The sequence below is a fragment of the Microbulbifer sediminum genome (assembly GCF_021729035.1).
In the GTDB taxonomy this organism is placed as follows: domain Bacteria; phylum Pseudomonadota; class Gammaproteobacteria; order Pseudomonadales; family Cellvibrionaceae; genus Microbulbifer; species Microbulbifer sediminum.
The window spans coordinates 48999-75127 of sequence record NZ_JAJSAP010000003.1 but is presented as its reverse complement, the minus strand read 5'-3'; the positions used below and the strand labels follow the sequence as shown (position 1 = coordinate 75127).

General features: G+C 62.1%; 22 protein-coding genes. 17 read left to right on the top strand and 5 right to left on the bottom strand.

Annotation, left to right across the window (positions count from 1 at the left end):
- Positions 1-9 precede the first annotated feature (9 nt).
- Positions 10-549, bottom strand: a complete 540-nt coding sequence (gene ectA / locus LVD11_RS05470) for a diaminobutyrate acetyltransferase (protein WP_237057149.1) — start codon at positions 547-549, stop codon at positions 10-12.
- A 193-nt stretch (positions 550-742) separates the two neighbouring features.
- Positions 743-2053, bottom strand: a complete 1311-nt coding sequence (locus LVD11_RS05465; RefSeq protein ID WP_237057148.1) for an amidohydrolase — start codon at positions 2051-2053, stop codon at positions 743-745.
- 63 nt (positions 2054-2116) lie between these two features.
- Between LVD11_RS05465 and LVD11_RS05460 the strand changes: the two genes are divergently transcribed.
- From LVD11_RS05460 to LVD11_RS05420, 9 genes are all read left to right on the top strand, one after another.
- Positions 2117-2437 (top strand): tetratricopeptide repeat protein, encoded by a 321-nt coding sequence (locus LVD11_RS05460; RefSeq protein WP_237057147.1) that lies wholly within the window; start codon positions 2117-2119, stop codon positions 2435-2437.
- Positions 2438-2444: 7 nt separating this feature from the next.
- Positions 2445-2669: a hypothetical protein gene (locus LVD11_RS05455; RefSeq protein ID WP_237057146.1), complete on the top strand. Its 225-nt coding sequence runs from the start codon at positions 2445-2447 to the stop codon at positions 2667-2669.
- Positions 2670-2723: 54 nt separating this feature from the next.
- Positions 2724-3827 (top strand): ABC transporter ATP-binding protein, encoded by a 1104-nt coding sequence (locus LVD11_RS05450; protein ID WP_237057145.1) that lies wholly within the window; start codon positions 2724-2726, stop codon positions 3825-3827.
- Positions 3824-6154 carry an extracellular solute-binding protein gene (locus LVD11_RS05445; RefSeq protein WP_237057144.1) on the top strand — a complete coding sequence of 777 codons (2331 nt, stop codon included), beginning with the start codon at positions 3824-3826 and terminating at the stop codon, positions 6152-6154. The genes LVD11_RS05450 and LVD11_RS05445 overlap by 4 nt, the downstream gene beginning before the upstream one ends.
- On the top strand, positions 6151-7092 hold the full coding sequence (locus tag LVD11_RS05440) for a sugar ABC transporter permease (RefSeq protein ID WP_237057143.1): 942 nt from the start codon (positions 6151-6153) through the stop codon (positions 7090-7092). Before LVD11_RS05445 ends, LVD11_RS05440 begins: the two co-directional genes overlap by 4 nt.
- 192 nt (positions 7093-7284) lie before the next feature.
- A complete protein-coding gene (glk, locus tag LVD11_RS05435) occupies positions 7285-8247 on the top strand; it encodes a glucokinase (protein WP_237057142.1) in 963 nt (320 codons plus the stop codon).
- A gap of 133 nt (positions 8248-8380) precedes the next feature.
- The gene (locus tag LVD11_RS05430) at positions 8381-11212 is read left to right on the top strand and encodes a TonB-dependent receptor (protein ID WP_237057141.1); all 2832 of its coding nucleotides are present in this window, start codon (positions 8381-8383) and stop codon (positions 11210-11212) included.
- 106 nt (positions 11213-11318) lie between these two features.
- Positions 11319-12809 carry a tryptophan halogenase family protein gene (locus LVD11_RS05425; RefSeq protein WP_237057140.1) on the top strand — a complete coding sequence of 497 codons (1491 nt, stop codon included), beginning with the start codon at positions 11319-11321 and terminating at the stop codon, positions 12807-12809.
- Positions 12810-12863: 54 nt separating this feature from the next.
- Positions 12864-14249, top strand: coding sequence for an alpha-amylase family glycosyl hydrolase (locus LVD11_RS05420; protein WP_237057139.1), 1386 nt, complete (start codon positions 12864-12866; stop codon positions 14247-14249).
- A 62-nt stretch (positions 14250-14311) separates the two neighbouring features.
- Here LVD11_RS05420 and LVD11_RS05415 read toward each other — a convergent pair whose 3' ends face one another.
- Together LVD11_RS05415 and LVD11_RS05410 are read right to left on the bottom strand one after the other, a co-directional pair.
- Positions 14312-15142 (bottom strand): DUF3014 domain-containing protein, encoded by an 831-nt coding sequence (locus tag LVD11_RS05415; RefSeq protein WP_237057138.1) that lies wholly within the window; start codon positions 15140-15142, stop codon positions 14312-14314.
- Between the two features lie 228 nt (positions 15143-15370).
- On the bottom strand, positions 15371-16279 hold the full coding sequence (locus LVD11_RS05410; protein ID WP_237057137.1) for an alpha/beta hydrolase: 909 nt from the start codon (positions 16277-16279) through the stop codon (positions 15371-15373).
- Positions 16280-16461: 182 nt separating this feature from the next.
- Between LVD11_RS05410 and LVD11_RS05405 the strand changes: the two genes are divergently transcribed.
- Positions 16462-18135 carry an alpha-amylase family glycosyl hydrolase gene (locus LVD11_RS05405; protein ID WP_237057136.1) on the top strand — a complete coding sequence of 558 codons (1674 nt, stop codon included), beginning with the start codon at positions 16462-16464 and terminating at the stop codon, positions 18133-18135.
- Between the two features lie 69 nt (positions 18136-18204).
- On the opposite strand, the gene LVD11_RS05400 is transcribed toward LVD11_RS05405, so the two are convergent.
- Positions 18205-19092, bottom strand: a complete 888-nt coding sequence (locus LVD11_RS05400) for a universal stress protein (RefSeq protein ID WP_237057135.1) — start codon at positions 19090-19092, stop codon at positions 18205-18207.
- 355 nt (positions 19093-19447) lie between these two features.
- Here LVD11_RS05400 and LVD11_RS05395 point away from each other — a divergent pair, with 355 nt between their 5' ends.
- The 7 genes from LVD11_RS05395 to LVD11_RS05365 are packed head-to-tail and all read left to right on the top strand — an operon-like array spanning position 19448 to position 26117.
- On the top strand, positions 19448-21616 hold the full coding sequence (locus LVD11_RS05395) for a thermostable hemolysin (protein ID WP_237057134.1): 2169 nt from the start codon (positions 19448-19450) through the stop codon (positions 21614-21616).
- A complete protein-coding gene (locus tag LVD11_RS05390; RefSeq protein WP_237057133.1) occupies positions 21613-22290 on the top strand; it encodes an iron-containing redox enzyme family protein in 678 nt (225 codons plus the stop codon). The genes LVD11_RS05395 and LVD11_RS05390 overlap by 4 nt, the downstream gene beginning before the upstream one ends.
- 1 nt (position 22291) lies before the next feature.
- Positions 22292-23116: an SDR family oxidoreductase gene (locus LVD11_RS05385; protein WP_237057132.1), complete on the top strand. Its 825-nt coding sequence runs from the start codon at positions 22292-22294 to the stop codon at positions 23114-23116.
- Positions 23113-23766 (top strand): tetratricopeptide repeat protein, encoded by a 654-nt coding sequence (locus tag LVD11_RS05380; protein WP_237057131.1) that lies wholly within the window; start codon positions 23113-23115, stop codon positions 23764-23766. Before LVD11_RS05385 ends, LVD11_RS05380 begins: the two co-directional genes overlap by 4 nt.
- Positions 23766-24428 carry a response regulator gene (locus LVD11_RS05375; RefSeq protein WP_237057130.1) on the top strand — a complete coding sequence of 221 codons (663 nt, stop codon included), beginning with the start codon at positions 23766-23768 and terminating at the stop codon, positions 24426-24428. Before LVD11_RS05380 ends, LVD11_RS05375 begins: the two co-directional genes overlap by 1 nt.
- On the top strand, positions 24425-25777 hold the full coding sequence (locus LVD11_RS05370) for an ATP-binding protein (RefSeq protein ID WP_237057129.1): 1353 nt from the start codon (positions 24425-24427) through the stop codon (positions 25775-25777). Before LVD11_RS05375 ends, LVD11_RS05370 begins: the two co-directional genes overlap by 4 nt.
- A 40-nt stretch (positions 25778-25817) precedes the next feature.
- Positions 25818-26117, top strand: coding sequence for a cupredoxin domain-containing protein (locus LVD11_RS05365; RefSeq protein WP_237057525.1), 300 nt, complete (start codon positions 25818-25820; stop codon positions 26115-26117).
- Positions 26118-26129: the final 12 nt, after the last annotated feature.

The window sequence follows — 26129 nt, the reverse complement described above, 5'->3', positions numbered from 1 at the left end:
GGCGTTGAATCAGTTGGTGCCCGGTTTTTCCAGGCGATCCGGATCGAATGGACCCAGCCGCAGCAGCGGCTCGGACTCGTGCTCGCCTTCCGTACCGGGAAATAGGGAGGCGTCGAAAAGGGGGCTCTCCAGCAGTTGCGTCTCGAACTGGCGGGCGATACTCCTGAACAGCGCCCGTGATGCCGCATTGGAGGGGGACACCGTCGTCTCCAGGTAGCGGACCTCTCCCGGCACCAGGTTTGTCAGTGCAAAGGTAACCATCTGCTTGGCGAGTCCCTGTCCGCGCGCCTCCGCTGCCACGCCTACCTGCCACAGGAACCAGGTATCGGGGCGAGCCGCCGAACGGTACCCGGTGGTAAACCCCACCAGCGTGTCGCCGCGCTCTGCCACCACGCAGCAGTCGGCAAAGTCCCTGCACAATAATAGATAGAGATAGCTGGAGTTGCGGTCCAGGGTGCCGGCATCCACAACCAGGCGCCAGATGGCGGCCCCGTCGGCGATGCCCGGGTGGCGAAAGTGGATATTCGGAGCATCCTCGCCTGGCGTCATACGGATACCTCCCGGCACCGAACATTACGTATGCAGAAGGGTAGTTTGCCGTGCCGCTGGCGACCAGTCGGCGCGCCGGTCACGAAGGCGGGGAGGATGTCTCTGGCGCAGGGGGAACAGGATGGGTCGTGGCTTCAGGCGTGTACAAGAGTGGCCCGGCGGCGCCTGCGCGCCGCCGGGAGTGTGGAAGGGATCAATTCCCCGCGTTGCGGTTGGCGTTGCTCTCCATATAGTCCAGGGCCAGCCGGGTGAGTGCCTCGGTACCCACCTTCAGCGCCGCCTCGTCCACGTAGAAGCGCGGTGAGTGGTTGCTGGGCGCGGTACGTGGGTCTTTACCCGACGGTGTCACGCCGAGGAAATAGTAGAAACCCGGGACTTCGTTGGCGAAGAAAGAGAAGTCCTCGGCCCCGGTGATCTTGGGAATCTCCATCACTTTCTGCTCACCGGCGGCCTGACGCACGACGGGCAGGGCGAATTCTGTGAGTTCGGGGTTGTTGACCGTGACCGGGTAGCCCTCGTAGATGGTCACGTCCGCCTCGGCGCCCGTGCTGGCAGCGATATTCTCGGCGGTGACTTTCAGGCGTTCGAAAATCTGCTGGCGGTTGTCCATGTCAAAGTTGCGGATTGTGCCCACCAGCTCCACCTCATCCGGGATGATATTGTTGCGGACGCCACCGTCGATCTTGCCGAAGGAAACCACGGCCGGCTCCTTGGTGATGTCAATCTGGCGGCTGACAATGGTCTGGGTGCCCATAACGATCTGGGCCGCAGTGGTGATGGGATCGACACCGCCCCAGGGGCGTGAGCCATGGGTCTGGCGTCCCTTGACCATAATGCGGAACTTGTCCGAGCTTGCCATCAGCGGCCCGGAACGGTAACCGATCACGCCGGTCGGCAGGTTTGAGGTGACATGCTGGCCGAAGGCCACATCGGGTCGGTATTTCTTGAACAGGCCTTCCTTGAGCATCAGCTCCGCGCCCCCCTCTTCGCCCTCGGGCGCGCCCTCTTCGGCGGGCTGGAAGACGAACAACACATTGCCCTGCAGCTCGTCGCGCATGCCGGCGAGCACTTCGGCCGCGCCCATCAGCATGGCTACATGGGTGTCGTGGCCACAGGCGTGCATCACACCCACTTCCTCGCCGTTGAACTGGGTTTTCACCTTTGACGCGAACGGCAAATCCACCTGCTCGGTGACTGGCAGTGCGTCCATGTCGGCCCGCAGCGCCACGGTGGGGCCGGGCCTGCCGCCCTTGAGGAGGCCCACCACGCCGGTGTGGGCGATGCCGGTTTCCACTTCCAGGCCGAGTTGCTCCAGGTGCTGCTGGATGTATTTGGCGGTTTCGAATTCGCGGTTGCCCAGTTCCGGGTTCTGGTGGAGATGGCGGCGCCACTCGATCACCTTGTCCTCGGTGTTTTTCAGTTGCTGCTCCGGTTCGGCCGCCATGGCTGGTGCGCCGGCGACCAGCGCCCCACCAATGGCCAGCGATACGAGTGCTCTTTTCACAGTGGTGTCCCCTCATTATTGTACGTGACCATGGATTCTAACCCGGGAGAAAACCGAGCACCCATGACCAATCCAATCATCGAGCGCCTGCGGGCGCAACTGGAGGCAGGACAGGACTCCGCCCTGCTGCGTTTCGGCCTCGGCAGTGCGCTGTTCAATGCAAAGTCCTATGCGGAGGCGGCGGAGCACCTGCAGCTGTGCACAGAGCAGATGCCCGACCATTCCGCGGCCTGGAAGCTACTGGGGCGCAGCAGGATGGCTCTGGGGGAAGAGCAGCGGGCGCGGCTGGCTTTTGAGCGGGGGCTGGAAGTGGCCAGGGCCCGTGGCGACGTGCAGGTGGAGCGGGAGATCGGCGTGTTCCTGCAAAAACTGTCTAAAAATTGATCTTTTAATGTTGTTCAATTATTGTTCGCTTTTTGCTTGTGGCCCCATCGGCCCACTGGCAAGCGGGCTGCCCCTGACCCCGGCAACGGCGCCCAATGGTGCCCATGCCTACGCCCTGGATGGGGTGGATGCCTCGCCGGACCTGGCGGTCAAGAATAGCCGGCTGTCCTGCGTGCCGATGCGTGGCAGTATTGTGCGCGATAGAAAACAAGACGAAGTTGTGCGTCGATGACTAAATCCAGCTCCCTGTTCCCGAACGGCGCCTGCGCCAGAGCGAGGTGTTCCCGTGGCCGGCATTGAGTTCAAGCGTGTGGTCAAACAGTACCCGGGCAGCCAGCCGACGGTGCCGGGCCTGGACTTGTGCGTGCGGGACGGGGAGTTCATGGTGCTGGTCGGGCCCTCCGGCTGCGGCAAGTCCACCACCCTGCGTATGATTGCCGGCCTGGAGTCGGTGAGTGGTGGCGAGCTGTGGATCGGTGATCGGCTGGTCAATGACGTGGTGCCCGGCGAGCGCGACGTGGCAATGGTGTTCCAGAATTACGCCCTCTACCCGCACATGACCGTGTTCGAGAACATGGCCTTCGGCCTGCGGGTGCGCCGGGAGCCGGAAGCGGTTATCCGCGAAAAAATCGAGCGCGCCGCACAGACCCTGGGGCTCGCCGACCTGCTGGGGCGCAAGCCCGGACAGCTGTCCGGGGGGCAGTGCCAGCGAGTGGCCCTGGGTCGCGCCATGGTGCGCGACCCGCAGGTATTCCTGTTCGACGAGCCACTTTCCAACCTGGACGCCGAGCTGCGGGTGCAGATGCGGGCCAATATCGCCCGGCTGCACCGGGAGTTCGCCACCACCTCGGTTTACGTTACCCACGACCAGGTCGAGGCCATGACTCTCGGCCAGCGCATCGCGATCCTCAATGCCGGGGAGTTGATGCAGGTGGGAACCCCGATGGAACTCTACAACGACCCGGACAACGTGTTCGTGGCCGGTTTCATGGGGTCGCCGCCGATGAACATCATCCCGGTGCGCAACGGCGGCGAGCGGGCATCCAACCGGCTGCTGGACCTGCCGCTGGCAGGCCTGTCCGGGTTGGGCGGCGAGCTACTGCTGGGGCTGCGCCCGGAAAAACTTGAATATGCAGCGGCCGCGCCGGACCATTGGCCGCGCCTGCGCGCCGCTATCGAGATGGTGGAGACCCTGGGTGCGGAAATGCTGGTGCACCTGGGGGTGGGCGAGGAGCGCCTGGTTGCGCGCCTGCCCGGCCTGCGCCCGCTGGCCGCGGGCGAAACCATTGAACTCGCTTTCGACCCGCAGGCGGTCTACCTGTTCGACGCCGGCAGCCGCCAGCGTATCCGGCTGTCGCAGCCGGTCGGGCACGCGGAGCCGGTGCTGTGACCGGCACCGCCAGCGGCCGGGACCTGACCGACGGGGAGTTGCAGTGCAAATCCCCTGTGCGTGGGCGCCTGCCCGCGGGTCACCTGTTGCTGACGGTGCTTTTTTTCCTGCTTGGCCTTGCCACTCAGCCCGTTGCCGCCCAGCAGTCCGATGAGCTGCTGCTCTGGCATGGCTATCGCGGTGAGGAGCGCCAGGCACTGGAGCAGCTGCTGGAGCAGTATAATCGCAGCCAGCGGGAGACCCGTGTGCGGGCGCTGGCGGTACCGTTTGGCAGTTTTGCCGACAAACTCTCCGCTGCAGTCCCGCGCGGACAGGGGCCGGACCTGTTTATCTTCGGCCATGACCGCATCGGCGGCTGGGCCCGCGCCGGTAACACGGTTGCCCCGGTGGATGACCTGGTTTCCGCAGAGACCCTGCGGCGCTTCCCCGCCAGCCTGGTGGAGGCGATGCGCTTCGAGGGCCGCCTCTACGGGCTGCCGTTCAACTTCAAGAGCACCGCGCTGATCTACAACCGGGCGCTGGTAGAGTCCCCGCCCGAGACCACGGACGAGCTGGTGGCCCTGGCCCGCCGCCACACCGATCGCCAGCGCGGCCGCTTCGGCCTCGCCTACAACTACACAGAACCCTTCTTTCACGGCGCGCTGCTGAACAGTTTCGGCAGCGGGCCCTTCGATCGCTCCGGTCGCCTGGCGCTGGACAGTGATGGCAATATCCGTTCGCTGGAGCAGCTGCTGGGCTGGGTGCGTGACGAGCGCATCCTGCCGGAAGAGCCCAACAGCACCCTGGTGACCAACCTGTTCAACCAGGGGCGGGCGGCCATGGTGATCAGTGGCCCCTGGATGCTGGGGGAAATCAGCCCCGATATGGATTACGGAGTGGCCCCGCTGCCGTACAACAACACCAGCGGTGCGCCGCTGGCACCCTGGACGGCGGTGGAGGGCATCTTCCTGTCCCCGTGGAGCCAGGACCGGCAGGCGGCCTATGGCCTGATGCGCTACCTGACCGGCGAAGCGGCCGGGCTGCGCATGGCGGTCGCCGGTGGCCAGTTGCCGGCCAACCTGGCGGTTTTCTCCCATCCTGAAGTGATGGCCGACGCCAGTGCCCAGGCATTCCGTCGCCAGCTGGATACCGCGGTCGCTATCCCCAACCTGCCGCAGATGACGCTGCTGTGGAAGCCGCTGGAAAATGCCCTGAAAAAAGTGGTGAAGGGCGCGGCCCGGCCGGCGGAGGAAATGCAGCGATTGCAGGGCGAGGTACAGCGGGATGTGGCAGCCCTGGAGCTGGCGCAGCAAAGAAGTGACACACCCCGGTCGGTACCGGGCTGGGTCTGGCTGGTCATCGCACTGTGCCTGTCCGGGCTCGCTGTGGAGTTGTGGCGCCGACGCCAGCGAATCGCGGCCAGCTGGCGCACCCATCGCACCGCCTACCTGTATATCCTGCCGGCCATGCTGGGCATGCTGCTGCTGGTGTTCTTCCCGCTGCTGTACGGCCTGCTGCTGTCTTTCACGGACACCACGCTGCTGAACGAAAACACCCCGTTTGCCACCCGCTGGCTGGGACTGGATAACTACGCCAGTATCCTCGGCGACTGGAACCTCTGGTACGGCGAGGGCGACGGGCGCAGCATCAATTACGACAACTTCTACTGGACCCTGCTGGTGACCATTGCCTGGACCGCCAGCAATGTGATCCTGGCCGTGGGGCTGGCCCTGGTACTCGCGCTGGCGCTGGACCGGCCCATTTTCGGGCGTACCTGGTTCCGGGTGCTGTTGATCCTGCCGTGGGCGATTCCCAACTACATCACCGCGCTGGTGTGGAAGGGCATGTTCCACCCGCAGTTCGGAGTCATCAACCAGGCGCTGCAGGTGGTGGGCCTGGCGCCGGTGGCCTGGTTCGATTCGGTGGGCACCAGCTTCTTTACCGGGCTGGTGACCAATGTCTGGCTGAGCATCCCCTTTATGATGGTGGTGATCCTGGGCGGCCTGCAGTCGATACCCCGCGACCTTTATGAGGCGGCGCGGGTAGAGGGTGCCAGTCGCTGGATCCAGTTCCGCCGGATTACCCTGCCGCTGCTGAAACCGGTGCTGGTCCCGGCGGTGATCCTGTCGGTGGTGTGGACGTTCAACATGTTCAATGTGATTTACCTGGTGAGTGACGGGGCGCCGGCAGGGGCCAACGATATCCTGATCACCCGGGCTTTCCGTATCGGTTTCGAGAAATACCAGTACGCCTACGCGGCGGCTTATTCCATGGTGATCCTGGTCCTGCTGCTGTGCTATGCCATGTGGCAGATGCGGGTGTCGCGGACCCTGGAGGCGGGCAGATGAGCCATTCGCGGATTGTCACGGATACCTGGATAGCAGCGGGTAAGTCGGGGGCTGCTGCGCGCATTAAAAGAGTGGTGGGTGATATCTTCAGCTGGCGATTTGCCCTGCTGCTGTTTGCCGGCGCCGTGGTGGTCTATCCGCTGCTGTGGGTGGTGAGCCTGGCGTTTTCCGGGCAGCAGTCCCTGCAGCTGGTGGCGCTGCCGGACGACGCCGGTTTCTGGCGGCAGCTGGCGGCGCTGGTGCCACTGCCCCAGCAGTGGTCACTGGAAAACTTCCGCGCGGTGCTCACCGAGCAGCCGTTTATGCGCTGGCTGCTGAACAGCCTGGTGGTGTCACTGTCCACCACGCTGGTGGGGCTGGCGCTGTCCTGTTCCGCCGCTTATGCGTTTTCCCGTTTCCGTTTCCCCGGTCGCGACCGGGGACTGGTGCTGTTCCTGATTTCACAGATGTTTCCCGCCGTGCTGATGCTGATCCCGCTGTACGTGATCGTGGTGCAGTGGTTGGGGCTGGGGAACAGCTGGCTGGGGCTGGTCCTGGTCTATGCCATTACGGCGCTGCCGTTCTGCGTGTGGATGCTGAAGGGTTACTTCGACACCCTGCCGTACGAGATCGAGGAGTCGGCACTTTTGGAAGGGGCGTCACGGCTCACGATTTTTTACCGGATCATCCTGCCGCTGGCGCGCCCCGCCATTGCGGTGACGGGCCTGTTCTCGTTTATGACGGCCTGGAACGAGTTCATTCTCGCGTCCATCTTCATGGATGATGAGGCGCTCTATACGGTGCCGGTGGGCCTGCGTTTCTTTGTCAGCGACTATGCCTCAGAGTGGGGCTACTTCGCTGCCGGGGCCATCCTGGTGTCACTGCCGGTGATCGCTCTGTTCCTGGCATTGCAGAGATTCCTGGTGTCCGGGTTGTCCGCCGGGGCGGTCAAGGGCTAGGGAATCGCGGGCCAGGGGCTGAACGCGGCAGGAATCGAATTCACCTCTTACAATTTCTGGATGCCCGGGCGCCGGGGGTGACGCCCGGTTCAGTCAAAGTTGCTGGAAAAACATCCAAAAAAGCTGGATTTATCGGGGCCGGGCCCGTACCTTACGCGCCCGCTGACTCCCGGGGAAAGAACAGGAAGACCAATGACAAGTATCGTCGCGGATATCGGTGGCACCAACGCCCGATTTGCCATTGCCAACCCAACCGGCTCCGGTTACTCGCTGGAAGCGCTCAAGGTAGTGAACTGCCGTGAGTTTGGCGGTTTTGATGCCGCACTGGAACACTGGCTTGAGAGCCTCGAGCAGCCGGTGCCGGAGCGCGCGTGTATCGCCTGTGCCGGGCCGGTGGAAAAAAATGATACCGGTGGCCGGGTCTACATGACCAACCTGGGCTGGCATATCGATGCCGCCGGGCTGCGGACCCGCCACGGCCTGGCCGAGGCGCAGTTGATGAATGACTTCGCCGCGCTGGCGCTGTCGCTGCCGCTGCTGGGCGAGGACGAATACAAGATCCTGCGGGACGCCCCGCGAATCGAGGACGCCACCATGGCGGTGCTGGGGCCGGGCACCGGCCTGGGGGTTGCGGGCCTCATTCGCGAGGGCGGGCGCCACTACGTGGTGGCGGGCGAGGGCGGACACGCCAACCTGCCGGTCTCCAGCCCCCGTGAGATGGAGCTGCTGCAGATCCTGGTGCGTGAACAGCAGCCGGTTTTCAATGAGTGGATCCTGTCCGGGAGCGGCCTGGTGAATCTCTACCGCGCGGTCTGTGCGCTCAACGGCCGTGAGGCCGAAGAACTCACGCCGCCGGATGTGAGCTGTCGCGGGCTGGAGGGGACAGACCCCATGTGTCGCGAGACACTGATCGATTTTCTCAACTTCCTCGGCAGCACCGCCGGGGACGTTGCCGCCTATTTCGCCGCCCGCGGCGGCGTATTCCTGGGCGGGGGGATTCTGCCGCGGATCGAGACCCTGCTCCCCGAGAGCGAGTTCGAGCAGCGCTTCCTGGCCAAGGGGCGCCTGCGGGAATGGATGCAGACGGTACCGGTATACACGCTGAATGCCGGTTTCCAGGCCCTGTTGGGGGCGGCGGCCCAGCTGGATCGCTGAACGGCGGGCCATCTGAAGCACTTTTTAACCAGAAGACCAGACGACTTACGGTGCGATCGGACGCCCCAGCAAAGGGGCGCTGTGATCTCTCCCCCTCCTCCCCCCTCGGGGGAGGAGGTCAAGGACGATGGGTATGCCTAGGATGCAGGGTACTCACCATAACGATAAGTCCAGGGAGATGATGATGAGTTCTAACAACAAGCGGTTCCGGCCAGCCCTGCTGTCCGCAGCCATCGCAGCCTCTGTGACCACTTCCATCGGCGCCTATGCACAGGAAGAGGGCGCAAGTTCGCTGGAAGAGGTAACCGTCACCGGTTTCCGCAAGAGTGTGATGGATTCCATCGACACCAAGCGTGACGCCAAGGCCGTTGTTGAGGCCATTTCTGCCGAGGATATCGGTAAACTGCCCGACTCCTCCATCGCCGAATCCATTGCCCGCCTGCCTGGCCTCGCGGCCCAGCGCCTGGATGGCCGCGCCAGCCGCGTCTCCATCCGCGGTTTCGGCGAGAATGAGAGTGCCACCACCTTCAATGGTCGTGAGCAGGTGTCCATCAGTGATAACCGCGGCGTCGAGTTTGACCTATACCCCTCCGAGATCATGAGTGGTGTGACTGTCTACAAGACGCCGACCGCGAGCCTCGAGGCCGAGGGCATCGCCGGTGTCATCGACATGCAGACGGTCAAGCCGCTGGAGCGTGGCGAGCGTGTCATCAAGGTGAACACCCAGTACGAGATGACCAGCTTCGACAAGCTGAATCCCGATGGTGAGGATGACGGCCATCGCGCGACCATCTCCTATATCGACCAGTTCGCCGACGATACCATCGGTGTGGCTTTCGCCCACAACACCATGAGCTCGCCGAACCAGGAAGAGCGCTGGAATGCCTGGGGCTACCCCGAGTTCACCGCTGAAGACGGCAATGCCTACTCCATCCTGGGTGGTGCCAAGCCGTTTGTACGTTCCTCTGTCCTGGACCGCGACAGCACCATGCTGGTGGTCGAGGCGCAGCCGAATGAAAAGCTGAACATGACCTTCGATGCCCTGTACGTGGATTTCGCTGACGAGAAGATCCTGCGCGGTATCGAGATTCCCTTTGCCTGGGGCCAGGGTTCCATCAACCCGCAAAGCGCTACCGTCGATCCGGCCAGCGGCTTTATCACCAGTGCCACGACCGAGGGCCAGCGCGTTGTTGTCCGTAACGATCTGGAAACCCGCTCAGCGGACCTGAAATCGTTCGGTTTCAACACCAAGTACGACCTGACCGACACCCTGCAGATTGAATTCGACGCCGCCCACTCTGCGGTTGAACGGAAAATCTGGAGCTTCGAGAGTTATTCCGGTACCGGTCGTGGCGACAGCGAAGGCATCGCCGACGATCTGACTTACACCTTTGATGGTGGTAACACCGGTGCCAGGTTCGAGCACGGCCTGGATTACAGTGACTGGAACCTGATCCAGCTGGGCGGCCCGCTGACCTGGGGTTACAGTGCCGCACTGAACAATGAATACGGCCTGGTAGATGGCGACCCCTACGTCAACGCGGCGCAGGACGGCTTCCTGAATACCCCGGAAATCGATGACGAGCTTACCTCCCTGAAGCTGGCTGCCAGCCAGATGGTGGAAGTCGGTATCGTCAACGAGATTTCCTATGGTGTCTCCTATCGCGATCGGGAGAAGAGCAAACGCTCTGAGGGTTACTACATGACCCTGACCGACTTCCCGGATACCGTGGTTGTGCCGGAACAGTATCGCCTGGGCACTGCGTCCCTCGACTTTATCGGCATGGGCAACATGATCGCCTATGACGCGGCAGCGATGCTGGACGATGGCTACTACAACCTGCTGGCCGAGTCCCGCACAGACATCAAGCACCTGACCGGATCCTGGACCGTGGGCGAGGAAATCACTTCCGCATTTGCCCAGGCCAACTTCGAAACCCAGGTTGCGGGACTGCCGCTGACCGGTAATGCGGGCCTGCGTTATGTCTACACCGAGCAGAGCTCACAGGGTTTCGCAGCTGAAGTGATTGATGGCCTGGTCGTGGCCACCCCGACCGATATCAGCCACGATTACAGCCACTTCCTGCCGAGCCTGAACCTGGCCCTGGAACTGGATGAGCGGCAGACCCTTCGTTTCGGTGCCGCCCAGACCATCTCCCGTGCGCGCCTGGATGAGATGAACGCTTCTGTCTCGGTCAACTACAACCAGCAGCCGGACGATAATGGCAACTTCTGGAGCATCAGCGGTGGTAACCCGAAGCTGGAGCCGAAAGAGGCGCTGGGTGTAGACCTCTCGTACGAGAACTACTTCAGCGAAGAAGGTTACTTCTCCGTGGCGCTGTTCTGGAAAGACCTGGACCAGTGGACTTTCGACGGCAGCTACCAGGTTGAACTGGCAGGTGTCGCAGATCCGGCTACCGGTGAGGTGCCCGAGTTCTCCACTGCTACCGGCACCGGTAAAGTGAACGGCGGCGGCGGTACTCTGAGTGGTTACGAGCTGGCAGTGACCCTGCCGTTCAATATCTTCTCCGAGAGCCTGGACGGTTTCGGCCTGCTGGCCAGCCACACCGGTCTGGAATCCGACATCCAGGACCCGAACGGCAACGACTACCAGCTGCCGGGCCTGTCCGACAGCATCCAGACCCTGACCGCCTATTATGAGAAGTACGGTTTCTCCGCCCGGGCCAGCATGCGCAAGCGTGACGACTTCAAGGGCGAGGTATACGGCCTGGGCTTCAGCACCCAGCAGGTGGACGTTGTCGGCGAGACCATTGTCGATGTCCAGCTTGGCTATGACTTTGCCGATGCCGGTATCAGTGGCCTGGAGGGACTGTCCGTGTTCCTGCAGGGCCAGAACCTGACCGACGAACCGTTCACCACCCTGAGTGGGGACAACTCGTTGCAGGTTCGTGACTACCAGAGCTACGGCAGCACCTACCTGCTGGGCTTCAGCTACGAGCTGTAATCCCCGCGGTTAGAGGTTGAGCCAGACAAAGCCCTTGTAATAGCTTTATTACAAGGGCTTTTTTATTTCCGGAAAACACTCCATATCCCGGTTTCAGGTGTACACAGTGAATGAAAAAATAATAAGAGATGTGGTCATACTGGGAGGCGGTACCGCCGGCTGGATGACCGCGGCACTGCTGGTCAAGATGCTCGGCAAGTCCATCAATATCACCCTGGTGGAGTCCGATAAAATTGGTACGGTCGGTGTCGGCGAGGCGACCATCCCACCAATCCTGAATTACAACCAGGCACTGGGGCTGGACGAGCAGGAATTCCTGCGGGAAACAAAAGGTACCATCAAGCTGGGCATCCAGTTTGAGAACTGGTATCGCCGGGGCGAAAGCTATATGCATGCCTTCGGTACCATCGGCAAGAACTTCCCCTTTTGCGATTTCCATCATTTCTGGAAGAGAAGTCGTGAACAGGGTGACGATTCCAGCCTCTGGGACTATTCCCTCAACTACAAGGCCGCACAGCAAAACAAGTTTTCCCGCCTGGCGCAGATTCCGGGCACCAGTCTTCCCGGGATCTCCTATGCCTACCATTTCGATGCCGGCCTTTACGCACAGTTCCTGCGCCGCTATGCGGAGGGCAAAGGTGTAAAGCGGATTGAAGGCACCGTCAGTGAAGTGGATGTCCGGCCGGACAATGGCTTTATCGACAGCCTGGTGCTGGAGGGCGGCCAGCGAGTCGGGGGCGACTTCTATATTGATTGCTCCGGGATGGCGGCGTTGCTGATTGAGAAGAAGCTGGGTACGGGGTACGAGGACTGGTCCCACTGGCTGCCCTGCGATCGCGCACTGGCAGTGCCCAGTTCTGCAGTGAAGCCCATTGCTCCCTATACACGCTCCATTGCCCACGAGGCGGGCTGGCAGTGGCGTATCCCGCTGCAGCACCGCACGGGCAATGGCATGGTGTATTCCAGTCGCCACTGGCATGACGACCAGGCACGTGAAGCCCTGTTGGCCAGCCTCGACGCTGAGCCACTGGATGAGCCGCGAAAGATCTGTTTCCGCACCGGTTATCGCCGTAAGCAGTGGAACAAGAATGTAGTCAGCATTGGCCTGTCGAGCGGCTTCCTGGAACCGCTGGAGTCCACCAGTATTCACCTGGTGCAATCAGCGGCAATACGGCTGGTGAGGAGTTTTCCCCACGCGGGTGTCTGTCCGCAAGAGGTGGCCGAGTTTAACCGGCAGTCGCGGGTGGAAATGGAGCGCATCCGCGACTTCATCATCCTGCACTACAAGGCCAACCAGCGCCGTGACAGCGACTTCTGGCGGGAGTGTGAACGGATGGATATTCCCACGACCCTCGGCGACAAGATCGAGCTTTTCCGCAAGACCGGCAAGGTGTACCGCGATTACGATGACCTCTTCAGTGAAGCGGCCTGGCAGCAGGTGATGATCGGCCAGGGCATCATTCCTGAAGATCATCACACCATCGCCGATTCACTGTCGGAGGCCCAGCTGGCGGACCTGATGTCCAGCCTCAGGACGTTGATCGATGGCACGGTCAAAAAGCTGCCCGACCATGACACCTTCCTGCCACGGGGTTAGGTACCAATTGCCCCGTCAGGAACTTCGCACGAATACCCACCTATGGGGGAGAGAATGATTCGCTATTTGCTACCCGCCCTTGCCGCTGTTTTATTGGCTGCCTGCCAGCAGCGGGCGGAAACCGGCCCGGGGCCCGCGGAAATCAGTTATGAGCCCGAACCCTACGTAAAGGTCGAGCACCCACAGTGGTCCCGCAATGCTTCCATCTACCAGCTGAATACCCGCCAGTTTACGGAGCAGGGCACCTTCAGCGCTGCCCGGAAACAGCTGCCCCGCATCAAGGCGCTGGGCACCGATATTATCTGGCTGATGCCGATTCACCCCATTGGCAAAGAAAACCGCAAGGGGACTCTGGGGAGTCCTTACTCGGTGAAGGATTATTACGGTGTGAACCCTGAATTCGGCTCCCTGGAAGACCTGAAGGAGTTTATTGATGCCGCCCATGCGCTGGATATGTATGTCATCCTGGACTGGGTCGCCAACCATACGGCCTGGGATAACGAACTACGATACCAGCATCCGGAGTGGTATGAGCGAGACCACAATGGGAATTTCCGGCCGACGCCGTGGTGGGACTGGAGCGATATTATTGACCTGGATTACAGCAAACCCGGTTTACGAAAGTACATGACCGAGGCGATGGCCTACTGGGTAGAAGAAGTCAACGTCGATGGTTTCCGTGCGGACGTGGCCGGCTTTGTGCCACTGGATTTCTGGGAAAATGCACGGCGCCGGCTGGATAGTATCAAGCCCGTGTTCATGCTGGCCGAGTGGGAGTCACGCGACCTGCATGAGCATGCGTTTGATATGACTTACGCATGGAGCTGGTGGGACATCATGCATGCCATCACTCAGGGCAAGGCCGGCCTGGACCGACTGTTCACCTATTACTCCTGGGATGAAAGCGCCTATCCCCGTGATTCCTATCGCATGGTGTTTGTGTCCAACCATGACAAGAATTCCTGGGAAGCCACCCAGTATGAAGCCTTTGGCCAGGGACTGGAGGCAACCATTGTGCTGTCGGTAGTGGGTGAGGGAATGCCGTTGGTCTACAACGGCCAGGAGGCCGGCAACCGCAAGAGACTGGAGTTTTTTGAGAAAGACCCGATCGAGTGGAAGGCGGACCCCACTGGGGATCTTTACCAGACATTGCTGCACCTGAAGAAAGAAAATACCGCGCTCTGGAATGGCGCTGCCGGTGCCACCATGGTGAAGGTTCCTAATTCCAGTCCGCAGGAGGTGTTCAGCTTTATCCGTGAGAACGAGCGGGACAAGATATTCGCCGTGATGAACTTCTCCGGACAGGAACGGGAGGTTACTTTCGCGGATACACTGTATCCCGGCGCCTATACCGAGCTCTTTTCCCAACAGGAGGTAGAGCTGGACCGGGGGCTCAGCCTCAGGCTGCCACCCTGGGGATACCGGGTATATGTGCAGTAAGTGCGCGTCAGGGTATTAAGGGCTGCCCGGGCCGGTTCCCCGGCCAGGGCGTGGCACGCATCTCACTGTGGGGGCTGGTACTGCTCCAGCTCTGCCTTGAGTGCCTCGAGTTTTTCCTTTACCCGTGCCGCATTGTCCGGCCCCATGCGGATCATCAGCTTGTGGACACCGGGCAGCTTTTCCATATTGGGATCTGCGAACTTGAAGTAGACCGAGGGGCGCACCAGCTGGATGGGCTGTTCGGCTTTCGGCGCGTCGAGAGCCACATCAATGGCTTTCAACACCTGGTCGTGGAAGGTGCGGTCCTGCATTCCCAGTTCGGCAAATGCCTCCGCCAGGCGCGGATACCAGAACCTGTACAGTGCCAGGGCAGCATCATTATCCATGCTGGCCAGCAGGCGCACAGGGGTATCGTAACGCTGGTAGTTCTCCTCCGACAGGACCATGCCGGTGGCTCCCGTCTCCTCCACCGCCAGCGAGCCCTTTGGCGATTTGTAAGGGCGATTCTTGGCCATCATCTGGCCGCTGGAAGCCGCGTTGACCGCTGCAACCCACTTGCGGATAACCTCGTCAGATACGAGCCACCGACCCAGCGCGCCTTCCGGGGCCAGGCTCAGCAGATCCTGGCTGACAGCCTTGTCGCTATCGTTCAGCGGTGGCAGCTCCCGTTCTGGCTCTGGGGCGGGTTCCGGCTCACTGGTGTCCGCCATCTCGGGTTCCGGTTCAAGGTCCACTTCGGGCTCGGGTTCGGGCTCCGGCTCGGGTTCGCTCACAGCCGGCTCGGGCGTTTCTGGCTCAGGCGGGGATGAGAGGAAGAAATATGCGCCAATCGCCAATACGATCACGACAGCCAGCCCGATGATCCAGCCCTGGCTCGAATTCTGTTCTGACATAGTCTGTATCCCCTTTGCCTTGTAGTTTGGCGGTCGCCCATGAATATACCGGTTTAACAGCGGCACGCTCTCCGGATCAAAAGACCATCTACCGTACACTGTTGAGCATAAAACTTCAGACAGCGGGTGCAACCGGCGGTTTCCTGCCCTGCTGGTTGCGTCCGGGCCGCCGGCCGGGATCGCCCCGGTTGGTGCCGCCCATGCAACAGTATCCTCGGGCGCGGGTAGTCACAAAGCGGACAGGTCCCGGCCAGCCGCCGGACGGGTGGGGAACAACCAGTTGACCGCCCGGGCAAACTCGTCGCGCCAGAATCCTTCGTTGTGGCCGCCGTCCGGCACCAGCCGCGTGCGCAGGCAGGAAGGTGGTATTTGGCGCTGTAGAAGGGTCTGCATCCTGAGGTAGCCGCTTACCATATCCTCGCCCTCAGCCCCGCCCATCAGCAGGTACAGGCGCGATCTGGCCCCGTCAGCTGACTCGGCGGCCAGGGGGTAGATGCCCGGCGCAACCCAGTAGGCCGGGGAGAACACTGCGGCGCGGGAAAATACCTCCGGATAGCGCAGCAGGGCGTAGTGGGAAATCAATCCGCCAAGGGAGCTGCCCATGATAGCGGTGTGGTCACGGCCGGGCATCGTGTTGAACCGCGCGTCCACAAACGGCTTGAGCTGCCCCACCAGGAACTCCAGGTAGGCCGCGCCTTCCGCGGCACCGTATTCCGGATGATCGAATGGCGTCAGTTCGTGAATACGGTGCTCGCCACCATGGTCAATACCAACCACGATCAGTTCGAGCCCGCGTTCGGTCGCCAGACGGTTCAGGGTCTCATCCACGCGCCACTCACCGGCATAAGAGCTGGCAGTGTCGAACAGGTTCTGGCCATCGTGCATATAGAGCACCGGGTAGCGCCGGTCGCTGTCGCCGTAACCCGGAGGCAGGTAGATGCGCACAGTGCGCTGCCGGTCGAGACTGTCCATGGTCATGGGCGGCAGTACGTGCACGTTGGCCTGGGCGGTGCCGGGATTGCCAGTGGCGAAAGCCAGGGCCGGCAACATCATAGGGATGGCAATGGCCAGTAACAGGAAGGTTATTCGCGGGCATCCACGGGTTAGTGGCGGGGAGGCTGTATCAATCAGGTCCATGGTGCTGGTTGCGACGGGGCTCCGGTTTGCTTGGCCATCCATTCTGCCACAACAGGTCACGGGCGGCAGGCCACTACCTGGCCACGGCTACGCCCCCGGCCCGGGGGAGGCGTGCGCCAGCGCCAGCGCTAGAGTGTCCTGATAACGTCCGATAACCATGATGGATGCAGGTAAGCCGACAGATGATAAAGAGAAAGATTGCGAGTGTGCTGGCGGGACTGGGCCTGCTGGTGGGGTGTGGCCCGGCGGTCGATACTGTGGCGGAAGCGCCGGCGGTCGACCCCTTCTGGCGCAATGCGACGATCTACTTCATGCTGCCCGACCGTTTTGCCAACGGCAACCCCGACAATGACCTGGCTTACGGCCGTAAAGATGACGCTGCCCCCTTGCGCGGCTTTATGGGGGGGGACCTGCGGGGTGTGATTGAGAAACTCGAGTCAGGTTATTTCAATGACCTCGGGGTGGATGCCATCTGGATGTCACCTGTGTACGAACAAATACAGGGCGCCACCGATGAAGGGACTGGCCGCACCTATGCCTACCATGGTTACTGGCCGAGAGACTGGACCGCGGTCGATCGCAACTTTGGCACCGAAGCCGAGCTGGCTGAACTCATAGAGGTTGCGCGCAGCAAAGGGATTCGTGTGTTGCTGGACGTGGTCATCAATCACACCGGGCCGGTCACTGAGCGGGATCCGCTGGCACCGCAATCCTGGGTGCGTCCTGCCCCGGTCTGTGACTGGACGGGTTTCGCCGGCACCGTGAGCTGTACCCTGGTCGATAATCTGCCGGATATCCGTACCGAGAGCGAAAAGCCGGTGGAGCTGCCGCCGCAGTTGCGGGAAAAATGGCAACGTGAAGGCCGGCTCGAGCAGGAGCTGGCGGAACTCGACGAATTCTTCGCGCGCACCGGGTATCCCCGTGCCCCCAGGTACTACCTGGTGAAATGGGCCACGGACTGGGTGCGTGAATACGGTGTGGATGGGTTCCGCGTGGACACTACCAAGCATGTGGAGCCCGAGGTCTGGGCTGTGCTGGAAAAGGAAGCGAGTCAGGCGCTGGCCGAATGGCGGGCGGAAAATCCGCAAGAAAAGCGCGATGACCGCGACTTTTTCATGGTTGGGGAGGTCTACGGTTTTGGTGCCAACGGTTTTGGTATGACTCGTGGGCGCAACTACGATTTCGGCGATCGCCAGGTGGACTTTTTCAACTACGGTTTTGACAGCCTGATTAATTTCGACTTTTCCCAGCGCGCCGATGAGGACTGGGAGACCCTGTTTTCCACCTATTCAGGAAACCTGCATGGTGGCCCGCTCGACGGTGTAGGCGTGCTCAACTACCTGACTTCCCACGACGACATGAACTCCTTTGATCGCGGACGCCAGCGTACCCGGGAAGCGGCGACCAAACTGATGCTGGCACCGGGGGCGGTGCAGATCTATTACGGTGACGAGCTGGCGCGACCGCTGAATGCCTCGCAGGCCAATGGCGACGCCCAGTTGCGCAGTGCCATGAACTGGGAGGACCTGGAGCAGCAGGAGACCCGCGAGCTGCTCGCGCACTGGCAGAAGCTTGGGCAGTTTCGCCAGGCGTACCCGGCGGTGGGGGCAGGGAAGCACCACAAGCTGGCTGACCAGCCCTACACTTTTGCCCGTACCCTCGACGGGCAAGCGCCGGTAGTTGTTGCCCTGGACCTGGAGGCTGGCGAGAAACAGGTTTCGGTGGGTGATGTCTTTGCCGATGGCACTGCGCTGAAGGATTTCTACTCGGGCCAGGAAGTGACAGTGGAAAACGGCGCTGTCACTGTGGATAGCGATTTCGATATCCTGCTCCTGGGGCCAGCCCGGAAAGGATGAGATAAGTGCGGGCCCCTCCCCGGGCCCGCGCGCCGCAACCGCCGTCCCGGCGATAGCGGTCAAACCGGTTCAGCTGTCGGCTTCCGCAGGTTCTTCGCTGGGTGCGACCGCTCCTTCGCTGTCTGTCGTAGTGAACTCATTACACACCATCACATCGACATCCAGTGCGCCGATAACCCGCTCGGCAGTATTGCCGCGCAGCAGCGTACCCGTGGCGCCGTACTGGTTGAGGGTGCCCATTACCACCACGTCCGCATCAATTTCTTCAGCCACGCCGGCCACCACATCACTGGTATAGCCCCGGCGCACGTGGATACGGTTGGCAGGCACACCGGTTTTGGCGGCGAGCTTCGCCAGCGCCCCGCGGTCGGGGTAGAGCATGGAGTCGAGATAGGCGTTCACCAGGTGCAGTTCCGCCTCGTAGCAACCGGCAATATAGCGGGCCCGTTCGCTGACCTGGCGATTCAGCTGGCGCTGCCTGGCAGTCTTGGCCTGGTAATTGACCGTGGCCAGGACCACCTTGCGCCGGTCTTTGGCTCCGGGGCGGATCAGTACCACCGGACAGTGGGCCCCCTTTAGCACCTGCCACTTGGATTCGGCAAAGGTAAAGCGGCGGCTGGTCTTCGCGTGCACCGGCAGGTAGACCATTTCGGCATTGCAGCGCCTGGATTCCTGGATAATGGCCCCCTGCCAGTCACTGGACCAGCACACCTGTATCTCACACTCCAGTCCGGCGGTGGCTACCGGTTCACGGATGGTCTCGCGGAACCAGTGCTCGTCGCGGAACAGGTGGTCGTTGATCGCGCGTGTATCCACTGCCTGGCCATCCACCGCCACGAAAATCAGCAGGCGTGGTTGCGGGTTGCGCAACCCGGCGATGGTCAGGGCGCGTTCGAGCGCTACGTGGCGCTCGTCATTGGGGTCGACAACGACGAAGACTGTGGGTTGCGGTAGCATATTTCCTCCTGGTGACAACGGCTGTAGGTGTGAAGCAGGCAATTGTCCCGGTCGCGAACGAACAATTGCCCGGGCGAACAGGGTGCACGGCGACCATGACAAACAATGGGAAGATTGTTGCACCGGAAAAAGAAACAGCCTTGATGGAAATCAATCCTGCCTGATTACGCATCGAGGCGTTTGGGGTGGCGCGGTTTTATCCGTCTCTCCCCGGCCGGTGGCCGGCAGGATGCGGGGATGCAGGCCCCTTTATGTGTCTTTCCGTGCCGGTTTGCACGCCGGTGCCGGAATCTTAAGTTTGCCTTAATTTCCCCCCCGTAGACTGCCAGTACTTCCTTCCAGACGAGGTCGAGCCATGTCACTGGAATCCTGTCAGTACGCAGGGACGGTTCCCCGGGCTGCGCCAGCGGGGCCAATACTGGCTACCCCATCATTTGATTTGCTGGCACCGGCAGATACCGGTCGCTGCGAAGTCGAGGAGTATATCGCCGGCAAATTTGCACAGGTATACGGAGCCCGGATCCGGCACTTCCTGCCCGCCCTGCTCGCGCTGCGCGGGGCCAATGGAGTGCAGGCGGCCCTGGGCCTGCGCCGTGCCGACCAGGGGACCCTGTTCCTGGAGCAGTACCTGGACGAACCGATCGAGCATCAACTTGCCGGCGCTGCCCGGCAGCCGGTCGGACGTACGGGGGTGGTGGAAATCGGCAACCTGGTTGCCACCACCCGGGGCAGTAGCCTGTGCCTGTTCCTGATGCTGGCTGAGTTGTTCCATGCCGCCGGCCTGACCTGGGCAATATTCACCGCCACTCCCGAGGTACAACGCCTCCTGCGCAAGCTTACGCACAGGCCTCTGGTGCTTTGTGAGGCGGACGGGCGACGACTGGGCGCGTCGCAGGAGGACTGGGGAACTTACTACGACACCCGGCCGGTGGTGACCGCCATCGATGTCGCCACCGAAAGGGCGCGGCTGTTGCAGCTGCCGGCTGTGAAGCCTCTTCTCGAATCCTGCACGGCGGAGGCCCGGCTGCTGGCCGGGAGAACTGCCATGCAACTGACCCCGGTGATGCAACAACTGCGGGGCCAGCCCGAACACGAACTGGCACTGGAAGGCAGTGAGGTCGCGCTGACCTACGGCCAGTTGTGCCAGCGAGTAGGCGGCCTGGCGACACGGCTGCGGGCGCTGCAGTTGGCGGTTATCGGCCTGCATGCAGACAATGGCCCGCAGTGGTTGGTGGCGGATCTGGCCTGCCAGCAGGCGGGGGTTGTGCTGGTGCCCCTGCCGGGCTTTTTCTCCCCCGGCCAGGTCGCGCACACCATCGTCGCCAGTGGCATGCAGGCAATCCTCACCGATGACTGCGAACGTTTTACGCCCCTGCCGGAAACCGGCCAGGCTGTTGCCAGTATCGGCGGCCTGGCGCTGGTGGAAATTTCGCGGCCCCGTGTCGTGGCCTACCCGCCGCCGGTCACCAAGGTGACGTTCACCTCCGGTTCGACCGGAACCCCGCGCGGCGTCTGTCTCTCCAGTGAAACCCAGTGCGCCACCGCCGCAGCGCTGGCGCGGGCACTGCACTCCCTGGGCTGCCGGCGGCACCTGTGTGTGCTGCCGCTCGCCACATTACTGGAAAATGTCGCAGGCGCTTATACCAGCTGGCTGCTCGGGGGCACGGTGATTGTGCCCGGGCTGGAAAAGCTCGGCCTGGCCGGCAGCTCGCAGCTGGATGTAGGCCGGCTGTGTGCCTGTATCGAGGACAGTTGTCCCGAGAGCCTGATTCTGCTGCCACAGATGCTCAGGCTGCTCATTGCCGCCGTGGATAGCGGCTGGGTGCCGCCACCATCGCTGAAGTTTATTGCCGTGGGCGGCGGCAAGGTTGCCCCCGGCCTGTTACGCCAGGCACGCAATCACGGCCTGCCGGTGTTCGAGGGCTACGGACTCTCGGAGTGCGGCTCGGTGGTTGCCCTGAACCTGCCGGGTGCCGACCGTCCCGGTGCCGCTGGCCGGCCATTGCCGCACTGCGAAATCAAGGTGCAGGACGGCGAGGTGCTGGTGGGGGGGCCCCGGTACCTGGGCTACCTGGGGGAGCCCGCGGAAACCGGCGAGTGGCTTGCCACCGGCGACCTGGGCACTTTTGACACCGATGGCTTCCTGCATATTACCGGGCGCCGCAAGAATATCCTGATCAGTTCCTTCGGCCGCAATATCTCCCCCGAGTGGATTGAGAGCGAGTTGTTGCTGTCACCGCTGGTCGCCCAGTGTGTGGTGGTCGGCGATGACCGCCCCTACTGCGGTGCATTGATTTTCCCCCGACCCGGCACGGACGATGCCGAAATAGATCGCTGGCTGGCGCGCGTCAACGGCAACCTGCCCGATTATGCGCGGCTGCCAGAGTGGCGGCGACTCACCCGGCCGCTGGATTTCCAGTCGGGATTGCTGACCGCCAATGGTCGTCCACGCCGGCCCGAAATTGCCCGGGCCTATGCCAGCCTGATCGATTCCATGTATGAACCAGTGAGAGTGTCACCATGAAGTTTTTTGACCTGTTACAGGAACAGACCGCCGCCGCTCGCCAGCAGTTGTTGGATGTCCCCCTGATCAAGCGCGGTGCCCGCGGTGCCCTGACCCTGGACGAATACACCGCTTTCCTCAGCCAGGCCTACCACCATGTAAAGCACACGGTGCCGCTGATGATGGCCTGTGGCAGTCGCCTGGACGAAAGTAAGGAATGGCTGAGGGTGGCGCTTGCCGAGTATATCGAGGAGGAAACCGGTCACCAGGAATGGATCCTGAACGATATCACAGCCTGTGGTGGCGACGCCGAAACCGTGCGCCGAAGCCGCCCCCTGCTCTCCACCGAGCTGATGGTCGCCTATGCCTACGACACGATCGCGCGGGGCAACCCGCTGGGCTTCTTCGGGATGGTGCATGTGCTGGAGGGCACCAGTATCCAGTTGGCCGACAGCGCGGCCGGGGCGATTGCCGAGTCGCTGCAGCTGCCGGAAAGTGCGTTCAGCTACCTGCGTTCCCACGGCGCCCTGGACATTGACCATGTCGAGTTCTTCGAGGGACTGATGAACCGCATCGACGATCCCGGCGACCAGCAGGCCATCATTCACAGCGCCCGGGTCATCTACCGGCTTTACGGTGACATCTTCCGCGAGGTCGACAGCCAGGTGGCGCCGGCACAGGCAGAGGTGGCCTGAAATGCGTGCGCAGAAATTACCGAGGACCGTTTTGCTGACCGGTGCCAATGGCGGCATCGGTAGTGCCATTGCCCGGCAACTGGCGGAGCGGGGTGACAGGTTGTTGCTGCAGGGGCGCGATGCCGACCGACTGGAACAGTTGCGTCTCTCGCTCCCCAATCCGGACCGGCACCGGGTGCTGGTGGCAGACCTGCTCGACAGCGCCGGGCGACAGCGATTGTTGCAGTGGTGTGGGGAGGAGGAGCGGCTCGATGTGCTGGTCAATAACGCCGGGGTTTCGCGCTTCGCGCTGCTCGGCGATATGGGTGACGAGGAGCTGCTCCGGGTACTGCACACGAACCTGCTGGTGCCCATGGCCCTGGCCCGCGACCTGCTGCCGTTATTGCAGCGCAGTGCGATGCCGGCGGTGATCAATATCGGTTCCGCTTTCGGGCATATCGGGCACCCGGGTTTCACCGCCTACGGCGCCAGCAAGGCCGGGTTGTTCGGTTTTACCGAGGCGCTGCGACGCGAGTGTGCCGACAGTGGTGTCCGGGTTCACTACCTTGCCCCGAGGGCGGTGGACACGGAGTTGAACACTCCTGCGGTGCGCGCCCTGAACCGGGCGTTGCGCAATAAATCCGATTCGCCGGCATCGGTTGCGCAGCGTTGTGTCGAATTGCTCGGCGAGCGTGTCGGCCAGCGACGTTTTATCGGCTGGCCGGAGCGGCTGTTCATTAAAGTCAATGCACTGTTTCCCCGCGTGGTGGACAGCGCACTGTCGAAGAAAATGCCTGTCATTCGCCGTTATGCCAGGCAACCCGAACCAACTGGAGATGCCCTGTGAAAAATACCATTCCCGGCCGCCTGGCTGCCGCCATGCTGGCCCTGGCCCTGTCTCCCATGCTCTGGGCGGCGGATTCACCGCAAACCGTGCAGGAATTGCAGCGCGCCTGGGCACAGATCAAGTACCGCACACCGGCGAAGGAGCAGGCCGACCGGTTCCAGGAGCTGGCGCAGCAGGCGCGTGCCGCTACCCGCGAGTACAGCGACAGCGCGCCGGTCTGGGTATGGAGCGGTATCATCCGGGCATCCTATGCCGGGGCAAAAGGCGGCCTCGGTGCCCTGTCTGCCGTGAAGGAGGCGAAGGCTGACCTGGAGCACGCCATTGCCATCGATGGCAGCGTGCTCGATGGCGCCGCCTATACCAGCCTGGGTTCACTGTATTACCAGGTGCCCGGTTGGCCAATCGGCTTTGGGGATGATAAAAAAGCGGAGACGTACTTACAGAAAGGCCTGTCGTTTGGTGAAGACGATATCGATGCCAATTACTTCTACGCCGACTATCTTTTCCAGAACAGGGATTACGCGCGTGCCCTGCAATATATCAAGCGTGCCGAAATGGCACCGCGTGATGCCGGGCGACCACTGGCCAGCGAGGGCAGGCTGGGCGAGATCAAGGACCTGAAAGCAAGAATCGAAGGAAAGCTCCATTAGTGCGGATACTGCTGATCGAGGATGATGAATCGCTGGCTGACGGCATCACCACCGCGCTGCGCCACCAGGGGCACGCGGTGGATCATGCCGGCACCGGCCGTGAGGGGATTGCGCTGGCGCTGGCCGCCCGCCCGGACCTCATCATCCTCGATCTCGGTCTCCCGGACCAGGATGGCATCGAGACCCTCGGGGTCCTGCGCCACCGGGGTGTCGACAGCACGGTAATGATCCTTACCGCGCGGGACCAGCTGTCCGCCAAAGTCCAGGGGCTGGATGCCGGCGCCGATGACTACCTGACCAAGCCTTTTGCGGTGGATGAGCTGCTGGCCCGCTTGCGGGCCCTGGAGCGTCGCAGTGGTGCCAGCCGCAGCGCGGAAATCCAGGTCGGCAATGTAGTGATCAATACCGCCAGCCACGAAGTCCTGCTCAACGGCGAGGCGGTCAAACTTTCGCGGCGGGAGTTCTCGCTCCTGCGCGCCCTGGCCGAGCGTCCCGGGCACATCCTCAGCCGGGAGCAACTCGAAGACAAGCTCTACAGCTGGGGCGAGGAAGTGGCCAGTAACACTGTCGATGTGCACATCCACAACCTGCGCAAGAAAATTTACCCGGAATTTATCCAGACGATACGCGGTGTTGGCTATAAGCTGGGGCCGGGCCGGTGAGGTCGATACGCGTTTTCCTGCTGGTGGCCCTGCTGTCCACCATCACCCTGATCAATTTCCTGGCCGCGCTGCACGGCTATCGGGAAAGTATGGCGGCGGCACAAGAGTTATTTGACCGCCAGCTTGCAGCGACTGCCCAACTGGTAGGCAAGTTGCCCCTGGAGCGTGCCCGGGGAGAGCTGGCGGACCGCGGCGACATCGCGTTGCAGATCTGGGCCGAAGATGGGCGCAGCCTGCTGAGATCTGCCAATACGCCGGAGGAGCCCCTAGCCCGGCTCGAAGCCGGATACCGGGAGGTCAATTTCGGTGGCTACCGGTGGCGCGTGTACACATATTTTTCCCCGCCAGTGGGGCGCTGGATCCAGGTGGCAGAGCGAAGCGACTTGCGTTACCGACTGGCGGAAAAAGTGGTGCTGGAATCGGTACTGCCGACACTGATCGCGCTACCCGTGGCGGCGCTGCTAATCTGGCTGGTAGTGGGGCGCGGCCTCTCCAGCCTGCGCGACCTGGCGGAAGCCCTGCGATCCAAGCGCGCCGAGGACCTGGAGCCGCTGGAGTTGACCGGGCCCCCGGAAGAATTGCTGCCAGTCGTCCAGTCTACCAATGCGCTGCTGGCCAGGTTGCGTGCGTCCTTTGAGCGCGAGCGGCGTTTTTCCGCCGATGCCGCGCATGAACTGCGCACACCGATCAGTTCAATACAGGTGCACCTCTACAACCTGGAGCAGGAGCTGGAAGGGGCAGGCTGGAAGGACGGGAATGGGGCGCTGGCCAGGTTACGCGGCAGCATTCGCCGCATGGCCCATCTGGTGGAGCAGATGCTGGTCCTGTTCCGCACCAACCCGGAACATTATCCGGCGCGCTTCGAGCAGCTGGACTTGCACCAGGTGGCGCGGGAGGTGATTGCCGAGTGCTACCAGGACATTTCCGCAAAACAACAGAGCATCGAACTGCAGGGTGAGCGCGCAATGGTCGAGGGCGATCATTTTGCCGTGACCCTGTTAATGAATAACCTGCTCAACAACGCCAGCAAGTATACGCCGGAGGGCGGGGCAATTGTCATGACAACCGGCGTTTCGGAGGCCGGGCCATTTATCCAGGTGGAGGATTCCGGCCCAGGTATTGCCCCGGCGGAGCGGGAAAAAATTTTCGCACGATTTTACCGGGTCGGGGGCGACCGGCACCAGCACCGGGTTGAGGGCAGCGGGCTCGGCCTGTCGATTGTCGAACATATCGCCCAGCTTCACCGGGCGAGCCTGGAATTGGGCGAGTCGCGGTTTGCAAGCGGGCTGAAAGTCGGGGTGGTTTTTCCAAAGGGACATGGGGAAAGCCAGGGAGGAGTTCGTGATTGAAAAAATAAGGAAAAACTACCTGTCGTTTCTCCTGTGTTGCATGTCGATAGTCCCAGCAGCGGCTATCGCCGCAGGCGGGCCTGTTGTGGAGCTGGAAATCATCAATCACCTGTTTCATCCATCGGAGCTGATCGTGCCGGCGAATACCAAGGTCAAGCTGATCGTCTACAACCGGGACCAGACACCGGAGGAATTCGAGAGTTACGAGCTTAACCGTGAGAAAGTTATCATGGGCGGGCAGCGGGCCATCATCTTCATCGGGCCGCTGGCTCCCGGGGAATATCCTTTTTTTGGTGAGTTCAATCCCCGCACGGCCCAGGGCAAAGTTATCGCCCAGTGACGGGCCCCGGTA

What these genes read in the sequence shown, in the direction of transcription:
- ectA (WP_237057149.1), bottom strand. Translation starts at nt 549, where the DNA reads ATGACGCCAGGCGAGGATGCTCCGAATATCCACTTTCGCCACCCGGGC.
- LVD11_RS05460 (WP_237057147.1), top strand. Translation starts at nt 2,117, where the DNA reads ATGACCAATCCAATCATCGAGCGCCTGCGGGCGCAACTGGAGGCAGGA.
- LVD11_RS05455 (WP_237057146.1), top strand. Translation starts at nt 2,445, where the DNA reads ATGTTGTTCAATTATTGTTCGCTTTTTGCTTGTGGCCCCATCGGCCCA.
- LVD11_RS05440 (WP_237057143.1), top strand. Translation starts at nt 6,151, where the DNA reads ATGAGCCATTCGCGGATTGTCACGGATACCTGGATAGCAGCGGGTAAG.
- glk (WP_237057142.1), top strand. Translation starts at nt 7,285, where the DNA reads ATGACAAGTATCGTCGCGGATATCGGTGGCACCAACGCCCGATTTGCC.
- LVD11_RS05430 (WP_237057141.1), top strand. Translation starts at nt 8,381, where the DNA reads ATGCCTAGGATGCAGGGTACTCACCATAACGATAAGTCCAGGGAGATG.
- LVD11_RS05420 (WP_237057139.1), top strand. Translation starts at nt 12,864, where the DNA reads ATGATTCGCTATTTGCTACCCGCCCTTGCCGCTGTTTTATTGGCTGCC.
- LVD11_RS05415 (WP_237057138.1), bottom strand. Translation starts at nt 15,142, where the DNA reads ATGTCAGAACAGAATTCGAGCCAGGGCTGGATCATCGGGCTGGCTGTC.
- LVD11_RS05410 (WP_237057137.1), bottom strand. Translation starts at nt 16,279, where the DNA reads ATGGACCTGATTGATACAGCCTCCCCGCCACTAACCCGTGGATGCCCG.
- LVD11_RS05405 (WP_237057136.1), top strand. Translation starts at nt 16,462, where the DNA reads ATGATAAAGAGAAAGATTGCGAGTGTGCTGGCGGGACTGGGCCTGCTG.
- LVD11_RS05400 (WP_237057135.1), bottom strand. Translation starts at nt 19,092, where the DNA reads ATGCTACCGCAACCCACAGTCTTCGTCGTTGTCGACCCCAATGACGAG.
- LVD11_RS05395 (WP_237057134.1), top strand. Translation starts at nt 19,448, where the DNA reads ATGTCACTGGAATCCTGTCAGTACGCAGGGACGGTTCCCCGGGCTGCG.
- LVD11_RS05390 (WP_237057133.1), top strand. Translation starts at nt 21,613, where the DNA reads ATGAAGTTTTTTGACCTGTTACAGGAACAGACCGCCGCCGCTCGCCAG.
- LVD11_RS05385 (WP_237057132.1), top strand. Translation starts at nt 22,292, where the DNA reads ATGCGTGCGCAGAAATTACCGAGGACCGTTTTGCTGACCGGTGCCAAT.
- LVD11_RS05365 (WP_237057525.1), top strand. Translation starts at nt 25,818, where the DNA reads ATGTCGATAGTCCCAGCAGCGGCTATCGCCGCAGGCGGGCCTGTTGTG.